General features: G+C 29.5%; 17 protein-coding genes and 1 tRNA gene. 2 read left to right on the top strand and 16 right to left on the bottom strand.

Features of this window, described 5'->3' with window-relative positions; all coding sequences use genetic code 11:
- Positions 1-17: 17 nt before the first annotated feature.
- Complete coding sequence (gene tmk, locus R5397_RS00335) at positions 18-626, top strand: dTMP kinase (protein WP_421622502.1); 609 nt, start codon at positions 18-20, stop codon at positions 624-626.
- Positions 627-657: 31 nt separating this feature from the next.
- Positions 658-1,275, top strand: coding sequence for a hypothetical protein (locus R5397_RS00340; RefSeq protein ID WP_421622503.1), 618 nt, complete (start codon positions 658-660; stop codon positions 1,273-1,275).
- Positions 1,276-1,282: 7 nt separating this feature from the next.
- On the opposite strand, the gene R5397_RS00345 is transcribed toward R5397_RS00340, so the two are convergent.
- From R5397_RS00345 to rplU, 16 genes are all read right to left on the bottom strand, one after another.
- Positions 1,283-2,389 (bottom strand): thymidine kinase, encoded by a 1,107-nt coding sequence (locus tag R5397_RS00345; protein ID WP_421622504.1) that lies wholly within the window; start codon positions 2,387-2,389, stop codon positions 1,283-1,285.
- A 32-nt stretch (positions 2,390-2,421) separates the two neighbouring features.
- The gene (locus R5397_RS00350; RefSeq protein ID WP_421622505.1) at positions 2,422-4,059 is read right to left on the bottom strand and encodes a S1C family serine protease; all 1,638 of its coding nucleotides are present in this window, start codon (positions 4,057-4,059) and stop codon (positions 2,422-2,424) included.
- Positions 4,060-4,075: 16 nt separating this feature from the next.
- Positions 4,076-5,566, bottom strand: a complete 1,491-nt coding sequence (locus R5397_RS00355) for a hypothetical protein (protein ID WP_421622506.1) — start codon at positions 5,564-5,566, stop codon at positions 4,076-4,078.
- A 21-nt stretch (positions 5,567-5,587) separates the two neighbouring features.
- Positions 5,588-7,495, bottom strand: a complete 1,908-nt coding sequence (gene ftsH / locus R5397_RS00360; protein WP_421622507.1) for an ATP-dependent zinc metalloprotease FtsH — start codon at positions 7,493-7,495, stop codon at positions 5,588-5,590.
- Complete coding sequence (gene tilS / locus R5397_RS00365) at positions 7,492-8,808, bottom strand: tRNA lysidine(34) synthetase TilS (RefSeq protein ID WP_421622508.1); 1,317 nt, start codon at positions 8,806-8,808, stop codon at positions 7,492-7,494. Before tilS ends, ftsH begins: the two co-directional genes overlap by 4 nt.
- Positions 8,808-9,374, bottom strand: coding sequence for an aminoacyl-tRNA hydrolase (gene pth / locus R5397_RS00370; protein ID WP_421622509.1), 567 nt, complete (start codon positions 9,372-9,374; stop codon positions 8,808-8,810). The genes tilS and pth overlap by 1 nt, the downstream gene beginning before the upstream one ends.
- A 6-nt stretch (positions 9,375-9,380) precedes the next feature.
- Positions 9,381-9,929 carry a 50S ribosomal protein L25/general stress protein Ctc gene (locus R5397_RS00375; RefSeq protein ID WP_247066055.1) on the bottom strand — a complete coding sequence of 183 codons (549 nt, stop codon included), beginning with the start codon at positions 9,927-9,929 and terminating at the stop codon, positions 9,381-9,383.
- 28 nt (positions 9,930-9,957) lie between these two features.
- A tRNA-Gln gene (locus R5397_RS00380) sits at positions 9,958-10,029 on the bottom strand.
- 63 nt (positions 10,030-10,092) lie between these two features.
- Positions 10,093-10,383 (bottom strand): septation regulator SpoVG, encoded by a 291-nt coding sequence (spoVG, locus tag R5397_RS00385; RefSeq protein WP_247066052.1) that lies wholly within the window; start codon positions 10,381-10,383, stop codon positions 10,093-10,095.
- Between the two features lie 99 nt (positions 10,384-10,482).
- Positions 10,483-10,833, bottom strand: coding sequence for a ribosome silencing factor (gene rsfS, locus R5397_RS00390; protein WP_247066051.1), 351 nt, complete (start codon positions 10,831-10,833; stop codon positions 10,483-10,485).
- Positions 10,808-11,992 carry an LCP family protein gene (locus R5397_RS00395; RefSeq protein ID WP_421622510.1) on the bottom strand — a complete coding sequence of 395 codons (1,185 nt, stop codon included), beginning with the start codon at positions 11,990-11,992 and terminating at the stop codon, positions 10,808-10,810. The genes rsfS and R5397_RS00395 overlap by 26 nt, the downstream gene beginning before the upstream one ends.
- Positions 11,993-12,565, bottom strand: a complete 573-nt coding sequence (gene nadD, locus R5397_RS00400) for a nicotinate (nicotinamide) nucleotide adenylyltransferase (RefSeq protein ID WP_247066047.1) — start codon at positions 12,563-12,565, stop codon at positions 11,993-11,995. It lies immediately after the preceding gene.
- An 85-nt stretch (positions 12,566-12,650) separates the two neighbouring features.
- Positions 12,651-13,634 carry a GTPase ObgE gene (obgE, locus tag R5397_RS00405; RefSeq protein WP_421622511.1) on the bottom strand — a complete coding sequence of 328 codons (984 nt, stop codon included), beginning with the start codon at positions 13,632-13,634 and terminating at the stop codon, positions 12,651-12,653.
- A 22-nt stretch (positions 13,635-13,656) separates the two neighbouring features.
- Positions 13,657-13,902 (bottom strand): 50S ribosomal protein L27, encoded by a 246-nt coding sequence (gene rpmA / locus R5397_RS00410; RefSeq protein ID WP_247066044.1) that lies wholly within the window; start codon positions 13,900-13,902, stop codon positions 13,657-13,659.
- Positions 13,889-14,221 carry a ribosomal-processing cysteine protease Prp gene (locus R5397_RS00415; RefSeq protein WP_421622512.1) on the bottom strand — a complete coding sequence of 111 codons (333 nt, stop codon included), beginning with the start codon at positions 14,219-14,221 and terminating at the stop codon, positions 13,889-13,891. Before R5397_RS00415 ends, rpmA begins: the two co-directional genes overlap by 14 nt.
- Positions 14,221-14,535 (bottom strand): 50S ribosomal protein L21, encoded by a 315-nt coding sequence (gene rplU / locus R5397_RS00420; RefSeq protein WP_247066041.1) that lies wholly within the window; start codon positions 14,533-14,535, stop codon positions 14,221-14,223. Before rplU ends, R5397_RS00415 begins: the two co-directional genes overlap by 1 nt.
- Between the last annotated feature and the right edge of the window lies 1 nt (position 14,536).

Below are 14,536 nucleotides of genomic sequence, written 5' to 3' on the forward strand. Positions count from 1 at the left end.
TTAAGGGGACAATTTTTGTGAATAAGATCCTAAAAAACTTCTATTGCATAGAAGGAATCGATGGAAGTGGAAAAACAAGTATAATTCAAAAACTACAAAAACTCTGTAATAACAAACTGAAGTATTACTTTACAAAAGAACCATCACAAGGGGTCATTGGAGAATTCATAAGACAGCAACTAACTAATTTTAAAAATCCCTTAAGAAAGGTGTCACTAGCATACTTGTATGTAGCAGACAGATATGAACATTTATACAACACAAAGAATGGAATAATAGAAATATTAAATAAAGGTAAAACAAAAGTAATAACCGACAGATATTTATTCTCATCTATAGCATATCAAGGAGAATTGGGATATAAAATAAACAAAGACTTCCCACTACCTGAAAAACTTTTCTTCATAAAAACGGATCCCAGTATTGCATACAAACGAATTCAAGAAAACAGAATACAAGCTGATCTCTTTGAGTTTGAAGCAGCAAAATTCAAAGAAATCAACTCTAGATATACAGAAATGCTCAAAATTTTTGACGACCTAATTGATATTGTATACATTGAAAACTCAAATGAAGAAGACTTAGAAACAAGTACAAGGAAAATTTTTGATTTAATAAAATTTTAATATAATTAAAACAAGGACAAGGATACAGAACATGTTCCATAAAAAATTTTTTATATTATGTCTAATAATATTTTCAATTCTACTCATAACCAATATAAATGCATCATCAAAATTTTTCTATGCTGAACAATGGTATGTCATTTTCAACGAACAAATGAAAAAAAATCCCAATAACTATAAAAGAAATATATTTTTTTTACAAAATGCATTAAAATATCCATTTGGAAATCCAAACTATTCTTTATCAAAAATAGAAACAAGAGAAGAATGGGATAAATATAAGCTTCTCTTTAAAATGCATGTAAATTTACTTCTTGTTAAGCAACATCTGTATTTAGGAGATTTATTTGACACAAGACATACATATTTTTATAAAACCCCAAAAAAGAAGGGGATTCTTGAAAACTTAAATAAGTCTACAAATTTTTATAAAATAGCCGCCAAATACTACACAGAAGCTTTAAAGTACCACAAACAATTGCAAAAATATAAATTTACTAAAATGCAAAGCGATGGAATAACAAACTGGGAAGATGAATATCATAGAATTGAAACTAAAGAACTTAACTACTATGATATAATCGCAAGAGAATTAACACGTATTGAACAAACAAAGAAATTCTTTCAAAAAAGACTAAATTATTATTAATATTTCTCTAAAAAATCCATTGATACTCTCTTGAAACAATTACTTTTTGAATATAATCCTTACTAAGAGAAAACTTATCAATAAGCTCTTTAAGATCTCCCTTACTAAGAATATTACATTCCAATGACAGTGTAATTAAAGCTCTTTCTGCTAAAAAAGGCAATCCTAACAAATTTTCTAAAACTGCAATATCACATCTTCCCCTAGATTCAATCAAAAGAGAATTTTCAAAATTTGAATTCTTCACATTACTGCTCAAATCCATTATTTCTTTCTCAAGCAATTTTTTATCACCTTGCATATACAACAATGCAAAAGGTTTAAGAATGGTAAAAAAATACTCCCTACCAACAAGATAATGATGACTAGAACATCTTGTAGCATAATTTGGATAAATAGCAGACTCAACAATCTCATCACCACCAACAATTAACAAAGGATCAAAATAAGGTGCAGCTATTTCCTCTCCTTTGTAAAAATAATATCTGTATGTCAAAAAAGATTCATCCATACAATTAACATGCTCACAATAAGCACCAAGACGACAAATCTTATCTGAATATTCTATTAAAAGTTTAGCAGTATTATTAAATATCTCTTTCCTAAAATTATAAAGTAAAGTAGGAAGTATAAATAATACATTCGAATCTAATGCGATTTTATTTAAAATAAAAACCAAACGTTCATCGTAAAAACAAGTTTCATCAATAATAAAGGTTCCATATTCAGGATTATCGTCTATTAATTGACCTACATCAAAAGAATTACCTGCAAAATCAACTCCCTCAATCCTATCACTTCCACCTCCTCTATAAGGAATAACATTTTTAGGATAACCTTTAAACCTTTTCTTATCAAGAATATTTCTAATAAAAAATATATTGGCTCTGTTTCTACGTCCTTTGGTAATGGAATCTAACACTTTAGAAGATTTATTCTTGATAATAAGAGAATCCTTATAAATTTTAGCAGCATATTCTGTCTTACCACTACCCATAGGACCAATTATAAGCATTAAATTTAAATTATCTTTAAAATCAAAATGACTAATAGATACAATATCATCAAGTTTGGATTTAGTATCTCCACTAACTAAATTCAAATAAAAGCTCATAAAAATCAACTCCAAACACGTTAAAAGCTCTTTTATACAAATACAAGTGAATCAAAAGGAATAATAAGTTGCAAAGGAGCTCCTAAATATCCTGAAAACAGTCTTTTAACATAAAGCAATAAAACAAACACTCTCTTATCCTTAAGATAATTAGAAGCATAAACAAAAATTTCATCATTATCCCTAAAATTAAGTTCATCACCAAGACCATTTGAAAAAACCTTAGCAACTCTATACTCCTTTCCAGAAACCAAACTCAAATTTAAACCCAAAAAAGCTCCCATCAAATTCTTAAAAGAATCACTCTCTATAATACTCTCAATAATATCGTCCGGCCGGTCTTGTGGATACAAATAACTCTCATACTCTTTATTATCTCTTCTATATTTAATTTTAACCATAGATTTTTTTTGCAAAATATAGTACTGAAGATCTCTTAAACTATCAAATTTCAAAGAATTAACACTAAGAATAGAATCCCCACTCCTTAACCCACCAATATCTGCAGGAGAATTAGGAGCTACATATGATATCTCTAAATCTTTCAAACTTTCAGAAAAAGTAAATCCCAACCACTTATTTCTTAAAATTCCACCTTCATACATAAATGGCAAAACCTTTAAAACCCATTTTGAAGGTATAACAAAATTAAGACCTTGTGAATATAAAATTCCAGCAAATGTAAGTCCAACTAACTCGCCACTTTCATTCACCACAGGTCCACCAGAATTTCCCTGATTAATGGCAGCATCAATTTGATAAGAATCACCAACAGATAATAAATTTCTATTCTGTCCAGAAATTATTCCTGATGTAATAGTTTTTTCAAATCCCATAGGAGAACCCATGGCATAAATTCTATCTCCAATATTAATATTCGAAGAATAATTCAAATTAAATTGATGATCTAATTTAAAAGATACCTTAATTAAAGCAAGATCCATTTCCTTTGAATAAGAAATGACCGTTGCGGGAAGTTTTTCACCCTTACCTCTTGGAAGTCTTACATAAAGATTGGAAATCCCATTATAATTATTATCAACTTGAGAACTAATCACATGATAATTGGTCAAAGCATATCCTTTAAGACTATCAACAACAAAAGCAGAGCCTAAGGCAATATTTGGAAGCCTATGACCATTTAAAATTTTAGTACCCATATCTACCCAAACTGTTAAAACAGCCGTATTAAGCAAAACATTTCTCAGAGGAGTTTTTTCATTAATAACAAAATTTTGCAAAGAATCAAAAGTATTATACAATGAATAATATTTTGCAAATAAACTCGCAAGCATTGGATCCTTGTGTTTCACACTCTCAAGATGCTTCAAAATTAATTGCTCTCTACTCTCTGCAAGCATCATACCAAACAAATTTAAAGTTTCAAGCTTAAAGAGTGCTTTTTCATAATTCCCTTCCTTACAAAATTTAAGATATTCATTTTGAATTCCGGTTAAAGCTTTATCTCTTAAGCCTAGAATAACTTGATCCATTTCAAAACCATTATTTCTTAGATTATAATAACTTGAAAGAGCAATCTCAAAATTATTATCTTCAATATGTTTATTTATGCTTTTAGATGGTATATAATAAATTTGTTTGTCATCTATGTCTTTTATTGTGCTGCATGAAAAAAATAACATAAAAATAATAAAAATTTTTCTATGCATCAATAACTCTCAAAAGTTAATTAATATTATGATAGACATCAAAACTATCATCTAAAATAACTTTCTTAACTTTCAAAACTCCTTTATCATAAATTTCAATATAATTGAATTTCTCAGACCCATTAATTTTTCTATAAACTGAAACCAAATTACCAGAAGAGTAATTTTTCACTTCAATAATATCAGAATTACTAAAAATTTTTTTCTCTATTAAATTTTTTTGAATATCTAAAACAGAAACTCGTTTTGGATTCAAACTTAACATACTGGGAAGAAAAATTTCTGGAACATTAGCTATTAAAAATTCATTAATACCTACATAATCAAAGTTGTAATTAAAATAATTATCAAAAACTTCATACCGAAAAGAATCTAAAGCAAAAGTATATACATGCTTCTTATCTGAATAATCAACCTCAATCATATTGACATAAGGATAAACAGAATAATTAACCTTATAACCAAGCAAAGTATTTTCATAACGAACAGGGACCTTATCTTTGAAATAAACTTTATTAAAATAATTTTCATCTAAGTTTAAATCCATAGGATAGTCCATTATTTTTGAAAAAAAACTTACCAAAACTCCATTTTCAAATACTGCGGCACTATTCTTATCATCCACAAAATACATACCGGTCAAATGCTTATAATGATTTAAAAACTCACCTCGTATACTAGGATCTCTTAAGAGATCATAAAACATTTTATATTCACCTATTATTTTTGGAGGTGCTTTTTTAAAAAACATATAAGCTTCATCAGGTGTCAAAAGTCTATATTTAAGCAAATACGTACTCTGAAGACCGTTTAAATTTTCGCTCTTATTTTTTAAAAAAGTAAATAAAGCAACAGAATTAGCCTCATTTAATGATGTATTTTTAAAAATAAAATCAATATTATCACTACTAAAAAAAGAATCTTCTTTTAATTTAAGTTTACCAAAAAGACTTGGAAAAAATTTATCTTCTTTTAAAAACCATTTAAAAAACCTCAAATCATCACTATACATAGCAAAAGAGTCGGCTAACACTTTACTAAAACTTCCCTTAAAATCCCCAAGTTTACTGGAAGCTTCAAGCCTCATGTAAATCAAGTCTTTATCACTTTGCAGATCCCCATACAATTTATCATAAATAGTAATAATTTCCCTGTTTTTACCAATATCCTCACTTTGACTTAGAATCAATGAAAAATATTGATAATACAAATCCCTAGGCTCTACAAACGTAAAATTATTAATATTTATTGCCGAATCCAACAAATAAATTTTATCCAGCAGAGAAATATCATTTCTCAATGAAAGTTCATAAAGAGAATCTGAGTTTCTTAAATTAAATTCAAGAGAACCATAAAGCATATCAAGTCCCCTTTGAGTACCATCAAAATCTTTAGCCTCAATAAAAAGAATCTCTGATATATCTTTGTCTCTATGATTTAAACTAGCATTTAAATCATTCAAGCTTACTAAAAAGAAAAACATAAATATAATTTTCAAGATAACCATAAGACCCCTTCAAAATTTTATTTACCCATTGACTGTCTCCAATTTAGACTCTCTTAAACTTTTTTCATGCTCACTCTCAACAATTTCAAATCCTAAAAGCTCTCTTACTTCATTATCTGTCAAAGTTTCTCTTGCAACTAAAGCTTCTGCAAGTTTCACTAACTGATCTTTATGGTTCATCAAAATACCTGAAGCTTCTTTTAAACATCCTTCAAGAATTCTCTTAACTTCCCTGTCTACTCTATCAGCAGTATGCTCAGAATATGCTCTTGACTTAGAAAATTCTTTTGGAAGAAAAATTGGAGCTTCATCATCCACTAAAAATATTGGGCCTACATCTTCCCCCATACCCCATTCTGTAACCATTTTTTTTGCCAAATTAGTAGCTTGCATCAAATCATTTTGCACACCAGCTGTAGTAAAACCCAAATTAATCTGCTCACTAGCATAACCACCATAACATATCTTAATCTTATCAAGAATCTGATTTTTATTTATTGAAAGCCTATCCTCCCTAGGAAGAGAAAAAGCAACCCCAAGAGCTCTACCTCTAGGAATAATAGTAACCTTATGTAAAGGATCAGAATATTCAAGATAATAATGAAGCAATGCATGTCCTGCTTCATGATAAGCTGTTTCAAGTTTCTGTCTATCAGTAATAGTCATAGACTTTTTAGCAACGCCCATTAATATTTTATCTCTAGCTTCTTCTAAATCATGCATAAGAATCTCAGATTGATCATTCCTTGCAGCAATTAAAGCACCCTCATTAATCAAATTTGCAAGATCAGCACCACTAACACCAGGAGTAGCTCTTGCTATTACATGTAAGTCAATTTCTTTTGAAAGTTTAGTCTTTTGAGCATGTATATTCAGTATTGCTTCTCTCTCCTTAATATCAGGAAGCGTCACTGTTACTTGCCTGTCAAACCTTCCAGGTCTAAGCAAAGCAGAATCAAGAACATCAGGCCTATTTGTTGCTGCCATCACAATTACATTAGTATATGTCCCAAAACCATCCATCTCGACTAATAACTGATTAAGAGTTTGCTCTCTCTCATCATGACCACCACCAAGGCCAGCTCCACGACTTCTTCCAACAGCATCAAGTTCATCAATAAAAATTATGCAAGGAGCATTTTTTCTTGCATTGTCAAACAAATCCCTAACACGACTTGCTCCAACCCCTACAAACATCTCAACAAAATCAGAACCTGACATATGAAAAAAATTTACACCTGCCTCACCTGCAACTGCTTTGGCAAGCAAGGTCTTTCCTGTTCCAGGAGATCCTACTAAAAGAACACCTTTTGGAATCCTTGCACCTATCTTTTCAAATTTTTTAGGGTTTTTAAGAAATTCAACTACTTCCCTAAGTTCCTGCTTAGCTTCTTCTTGACCAGCAACATCTTTAAAAGTAACTTTATTCTTTCCTGCCTCATACTTTTGAGCATTGCTTTTTCCAAATGAAAAAACCTTGCCTCCACCACCCTGAGTTTGACGAAATATAAAGAAAAAGAAAATAAAAAATAATATCCATGGCAAAGTTTGAAGAATAACACCAATTAAAGATGACTGACTTTTTCCAGAACTTACCTCAACTCTCTTTGCTTTAAGCTCAGAAAGCAGATTGATATCAAAATAAGGAATACTAGTAGAGAAATAAGATTTTCCTAAATTCGAATTTTTGACAATAAATTGAATTTGACTCTTATCAATTATTATTGCTGATTCAACTAAACCACTATCTAAATAAGTTTGAAATGTACTATAAGGCACGTTCTTATAATTTTCTCCGCCACGCATAAAATAAGACATGAATATTGCTAAAACTAAAAAGACTATAACAAGAACCAAAATCCAATTCTTATTTTTCTTTTTATTATTAGATTTACCATTATTATTCAAATTATTATTGTTAATATTCATTCCTTTAAAAATCCTCCGAACAAAGATATATTAATTTTTTTAAGAATACTCTTATCACTCCAAATTAAGTTTAAAGTATTTAAATCAATAATGCCAATTACCTTATCATCTAACACTAACAACATTAAATAAAGTGGATTATATCTTACAAACTTAGAAAAGAACTTCTTTGATTGTAACTTACTTCTAAAAAATCTATGCCTAAACTCATAAGAACAACATCTCAATGTTAGTATAGAATTATCTTCACACTCCAAACATTCTAACAAAATCTTACCTAAAGATAAACTATGACATTCATTAAGTCTTAAGAAAAAATCAAAAGGCTCATGCATCTCTTCAGCTTCTCTAAAGATAAGGTTAATCTTATCTTTACGTTTTTCCAAAAAAAAATCATTGGTTTTAAGTAATATTTTACTTTTTTTATTAGCAAGATTCACCCTAAAAATCTCACCTAAAGTGCCATATGACAAATTTGACACAATTCCTTCTGAATTTAAAATCTTAAAAATACTCCTAAAAACCAAATACTTTGGTAGCCTGAAAAAAGTCATAGCATCAAAAAAATAATAATAATTACCCTTACTCGGGGGAAGATAATCTTCTTTATCAAAATAACCTGCAAGCTCACTTGAAAAATCAGATATCCTTTTCAAACCCCTTTCATATCCCTTAAAAATTTTCCTAATAACTGGCATAAGATTATTTCTAATTTTATTTCTTAAATATAAATCTTCATGGTTAGTACTATCAACAGAATAAACAATATTATTCAAAGAAAGAAATTTTTCAATATCCTCTCTTGATACCTCAATTAAAGGTCTAATAATATTTCCATTGATAACTGGAATACCAGACAATCCATCCAAAAATGAACCTTGAAAAAATCTCATCACCAAAGTTTCAAATTGATCATTTTGATTATGAGCAAGAGCAATATAACTTGCCCCATTTTCTCTAAAAGATTCTAACAAAGCATCATAGCGATATTTTCTAGCCAACTCCTCAACTGACATACCAAGTTGCCTAGACTTTCTCTTTATATCAACACTACACCTCTTTATTTGAAAAGTAATGCTATGAAAATTACAAAACTTTTTTATATGTTCTATTTCCAGATTTTGCTCGAAATCTGATCTTATATAATGCGCAAAATAAAGTGCAACAATATTATTATTTAAATACTCCTTTAAACTCAATAACAAGGTAGTAGAATCTGCTCCCCCAGAAAAAGCAACTATTACTTTTTCTTTGGTTAAAGAATTTTTAAAGTAAAAACTTTCTATCTTTGTTAAAATATTATTCCAAAACATCAAAAACTACTAGAATTAATAGTCGCAATTTTACTCTCAAAATTACATTCATCAATACTTAATATCTCTTCACTTAAAAAATTAAATACATTTCTAATACGCTTAAGCTCACCATCGCTAAATTTTGCAAGAACAAAATCTCTAAGACTAGATTCATTATTCTTTCCAACTCCAATATAAAGTCTACTATATTTAGTACTTCCAAGGCTCTCAGAAATAGAACGAAGTCCATTATGCGTAGAAGTACCTCCTATCTTTCTAAGTTTACATTTTCCCAAAGGTAAATCAACATTATCAACTACAATCAACAGATTAGTTATTTTCATATAAAATCTAGCAAAAACAAAAGGAAAAATATTACCACTCAAATTCATATAAGTTAAAGGTTTAATTAAAACTATTCGTTTATTCTCAAAATTAAAATCAGAGTATTCATAATTTTTTACCTTTTTCAAAGAGAGATCATGCTTTACAACCAATTTATCTATAAGCCCAAAACCAACATTATGTCTAGTATGAAAAAAATTAGACCCGGGATTACCCAGGCCAACTATTAACAAATCCATATTTTTTTATTTTACAAACAAAATAGACAAATTTTCATCATCTTCAGCAAGTCTCACATTCTCAGGAAGTACAATATCCTTAAAAGTTATCTGATATCCCTTCTTAACAGGGGTCAAATCTACTTCAACAAATTCTGGCAAATCTAAAGGCAAAGCCTTAACTTTGATTTTAGTCCGAAGAACACTTAAAGTACCACCTTCCTTAACACCAATAGAAGCCCCTACAAATTTAATTGCAATATCTCTTTCAATATCTCTATCCCTATCAACCTCATAAAAATCAACATGATAAATAAGCCCCTTAATAATATTTTCGCTCACATCTTTAATAAAAACACATTTCTCGACTTTTCCGTCACTTAAAATTAAAACAGTATTACCTGTAAATTTTGCAAATTTCTTATTAAATTCATTACTTGCAATTTTGATATGCAGGACATCACTTTCTTTCCCATACACAACAGCTGGTACCTCAGATTTTGCTCGTATTCTACGAGCACACAAAGAACCAAAATTCAATCGACTTTCATATTTTAAAATCCTACTACTATCCACAATGAAACTCCTAACCTAATATCAAATACTGGGACGGAAGGATTCGAACCCTCGAATGCCTGGACCAAAACCAGGTGACTTACCACTTGTCCACGTCCCAAATACTTAATTATCCATAAGTCAAAAGGATACAAAATACAATACACTTTGTCAATAATATTTATTAGCCTAATCCAAATTCAAGACTTGAAGGATTTTCCTTCACATATTCTTTAAAAATAGCACTCTGCAAAATCTCTCTAAAATTTTGATTAATAGGATGTACAATGTCTTTATACTCTCCGACCTTAGTTCTTCTATTAGGCATAACAATAAAAACACCTTTTTGCCCCCTAATAACCCTGATATTATGCAAAACCAAACAATCATCAAAAATAACTGTCACATATGCCAATAGCTTCGAACCGGGATTTTTATTATCAACTCTCCTAATTCTTACATCTGTAATATTCACTCCTAGGCCTCCCTAAAATACATGTTTTAAATCTAGAATATTTTTAATTTTTTGTAAATAATTCTTGCGATATTTTTATTTTTTTTAATTAAATAACTCTCAAGGATAAATAATTTTTCCCTGATCCCATATCTTTTCAAGTTCATAATATTCTCTGGCCTTTTCACTCATTAAATGTACAACTAAACCTTCACATGAAATAATTGTCCAATCATGAACAAAACCTTTACCATCAATACAATAATTAAAATTCTTTTCCTTAAAAAATGTTATTAATCTTTCGGTATACAAAGCTTCCATTTGCTTAAATGATAAGCATGAAACAATAACAAAAAAATCAGCCCAATTACAAACAGAACTAACATTAATACCTAAAACATCAATCCCGCCAAAATCAGATATAATCTTACATAATTTCTTAACATCATATATTTTTAACATATCTTCCATCAAAATCATCTCCCAAAATGATTATTACATCAGGACTCATATCAGGCACATCAAGTCCTAAAATATCTACACGAAACTCAGAAATTGGTTTAATGTTCCTTGCTCCAATTACATCCCCAACCTTAATGGCAATCTCTAAATTATCTGAATTATTTATTATTAAAGTATGAGAATAATTATGCCTATCTGCATTACCAACCCTTACAACCTTAAATTTTAAAGATTTAAAAATATCTGCCGCATTCCTTGCAAGTCCAGCAGTCTTAGTGCCATTTAAAACAATAACTTTAATTACCTCTTCACTTCTAGCTTCACCCATTAAATCTCTATTTAAATTTTCTATCGATTCCTTAAGAACCGCTCCACCATAATAAGGAAAAACAACTTTTATTAAATTATCATTATTATCCTTAAATGTTTCCTCTTGCCCTTTAATATTGACAAAAATAAATTTTTCATTATTTATTTTATAATTAGCAAGAATATATTTAAATACAGTTTCAGAAAGATCCGTATCTAACATGAAATACATTTTGGAAAAATAATCATACTCTTCTTTAAAATCAGAAAATTGTGTCAAGATTTTCTTGAAAAATTCCTTAAAAAACTCAAATCTTTCATCGTAAGAAGCAATATCTCTGAAATAACTTAAATAATCATAAGACTTATCTCCATCAAAAACAGAATTACCAGAGGGTATTAAGATAGGACGTACTAAATTATATATTTTAACAGGATTTTTAACAAGAAGACGAACTCCACCAATATAGTCAACAAATTTAACAAAACTACTCTTTTTAAAACAAATATAATAATCAGGTTCATGATTCAACTGTCTAGATACTTTAGACAAAAATTCATTAAAGCTATCCTTTTTATATAAATCTTCAAACCAAGACACATTTCCCTTTAAATCCTCATAACCTGTATAAACAGGAATATCTAAAAATCCAACATTTCCTGTTTTTATATTAACGAAAATCTCTTGCATACTTAAAAGATTGTCATTATCATCTTCTATAAGAAATAAAAAACTAATATTACTCTTAGTATTCAATTCAAAATATATTTGCTCTCTCTTAGAACTATCAACAAAAAAAATCACAATACCAAGAACTATTAAAATAATTAAAACTAAAAAAAATAATTCTTTTCTCAATTATTGACCTTTAACATATAAATTATTACTCTTAATATATCGCAAAACATCAAAGGGAAGCAAATAATCAACGGGTAATCCTTGCTCAATTCTACTTCTAATCTCTGAAGAAGAAATAGAAAATATTCTATTATCAACATAAATATGTTCAAACCGACTAACTAATCTTTCACTGTAAATCCTGTGAACCACCACAAGATTAACAGATTCGATTATTTTTTCTGGATTTTTCCATGAATCAAAACTCTCAAAAAGATCATCTCCAATTACCAAATAAATATCATCATGAACATATTTATTCCTAATACAAGCAATAGTATCAACAGTATAAGTTATTCCGCCATTTATAATATCGCATTCATCGATAAACATATTATTTTCATGTTGTATGGCCAACTTAAGCATCGCAATTCTATCTTTAATACTAATATTTTCAACACGCTTATGAACAGGTTTATGAGTAGGAATGAATAGTATTTTATCAACATTTAAAAAATGCTCTATCTCCTTTGCTAAAAACATATGCCCAACATGAACAGGATTATAAGTACCACCCAATATTGCTATTCGCATAAATCTCCCATGTTATACATTTAATTTACTACATTAATTAATGTCTGAACAATATTAATTTTGAACTTCTAAAAAAACAATGACTTTAAATCCTCGATAAAGCAAAAAGTTCACTAACAAGGTCATCTATTCCCATATTATCATAAATAGAAATTCCTAAAACTTTTTCGCCATCCAAAGCTCTTTTTAACTGATTAAAATTTTCAATAGCACCTTCTAAATCAAGTTTATTAGCAACAATTAGTCGCCTCTTACTTGAAAGGCCAACATCATACACACTAAGCTCATTAACAAGAATATTATAAGTACTCATAAAGTCATTACTAGCAACATCAATCAAAAAGACCAAAACTTTAGTCTTTGAAATATGCCTCAAAAATTCAAAACCAAGCCCCATCCCTCGACTTGCACCCTCAATTATCCCAGGCACATCAGCAATTACCAAATCATCATAATAAGACTTCAAAACGCCAAGATGCGGAACTTTAGTAGTAAAAGGATAATCTCCAACCTTTGACCTTGAAGCAGTTATTGTAGAAATAAGAGAAGACTTACCTGAATTAGGAAGCCCAACAAGTCCAATATCAGCTATCAATCCTAATTCAAGACGTAAATCCAAAGTAATACCAGATTCTCCGGGTTGAGCAAATCTTGGTGTCCGTTTTGTAGAACTTTTAAAATTTACATTTCCAAGGCCACCTCTTCCACCCTTTAAAGCAATAACTTCATCACCAAAATTCTGAAGTTCAAACAACATAGAATCAGTAAAAGCATCATAAACACGGGTATTAGGAGGAATAAAAATAACTAAATCTTCTCCAGAAGCCCCATTTTTCCTAGAACCCATCCCAGGCTTGCCATTATTAGCAGCAAATTTTTGACCATTTTTATAAAGAGATAAGGTTTTAAGATCTGCCTTAACCTTAAAGACTACATTTCCACCCCGACCTCCATCACCACCATCAGGACCTCCTTTGGATTTAAACCTTTCACGCAAAAAAGAAACACATCCTGCACCCCCATTACCTGAAGACACAGTTATGTTTAAAGAATCCTTAAACGTATGCAAATCAACCTCAACTATAACAATATTAAATAATATTTATATATTTTCGGCCCTTAAAAGTTTTAAACTCTACTATACCATCCTTTAATGCAAATATCGTATGATCTCTGCCAAGTCCAGAATTTTTGCCTTTATGAAATTTTGTACCTCTTTGACGTACAATTATTTCTCCAGATCTCACAAATTGCCCACCACTTCTCTTAACACCAAGCCTCTTAGATATAGAATCTCTTCCATTCTTAGAACTACCACCACTTTTACTTGTTGCCACTACTTTCCTCCAAAATCAATTTAATATCACAAGGATACTCAAAGCATAAATCCTTTACACCTTGTATTAAAAATTTACTATAATAAAAAAGATTCTGCCTATCCAAATCTTCAAAAGAAGCCTCAAATTCTAAATATCCTCTTAAAGAATTATCCACAGTAAAATCTTCTTTTTCACAATTAAGAACACTTAAAAAAGTCCTTAAAATAAAAGAAAAGGAAGAACAAACTATATTAACATAATTATTTCCTCTAGCATGCCCATTAGCTAAAATATAAATAATTATATCATTACGAGTCTTTATTAAAACATTAATCACTAACTAACAACTATATCATCAACCAAAACATAAGAATAGGATTGACGATGGCCGACCTTTCGCTCACTTGACTTTCTTCTTATATATCTGTAAGAGATAACTTTTTTATCTTTTTTATCTTCTATATAAGTACATTTTACACAAGAACCTAAAACATAAGGTTTGCCTATCTTCACATCTCCATTCTTGTTTACAAGCATTACACTGCTAAATTCTATTTTATCACCTTCACTAGCTCCAATTTTATCTATCTTTAACATCTCTCCCATAACAGCCTTGTACTGTTTACCCTTTATTTCCAACAACGCATACATC

Origin of the sequence: Borrelia sp. MN22-0132 (assembly GCF_049201035.1) — a bacterium.
GTDB lineage: Bacteria > Spirochaetota > Spirochaetia > Borreliales > Borreliaceae > Borrelia > Borrelia puertoricensis.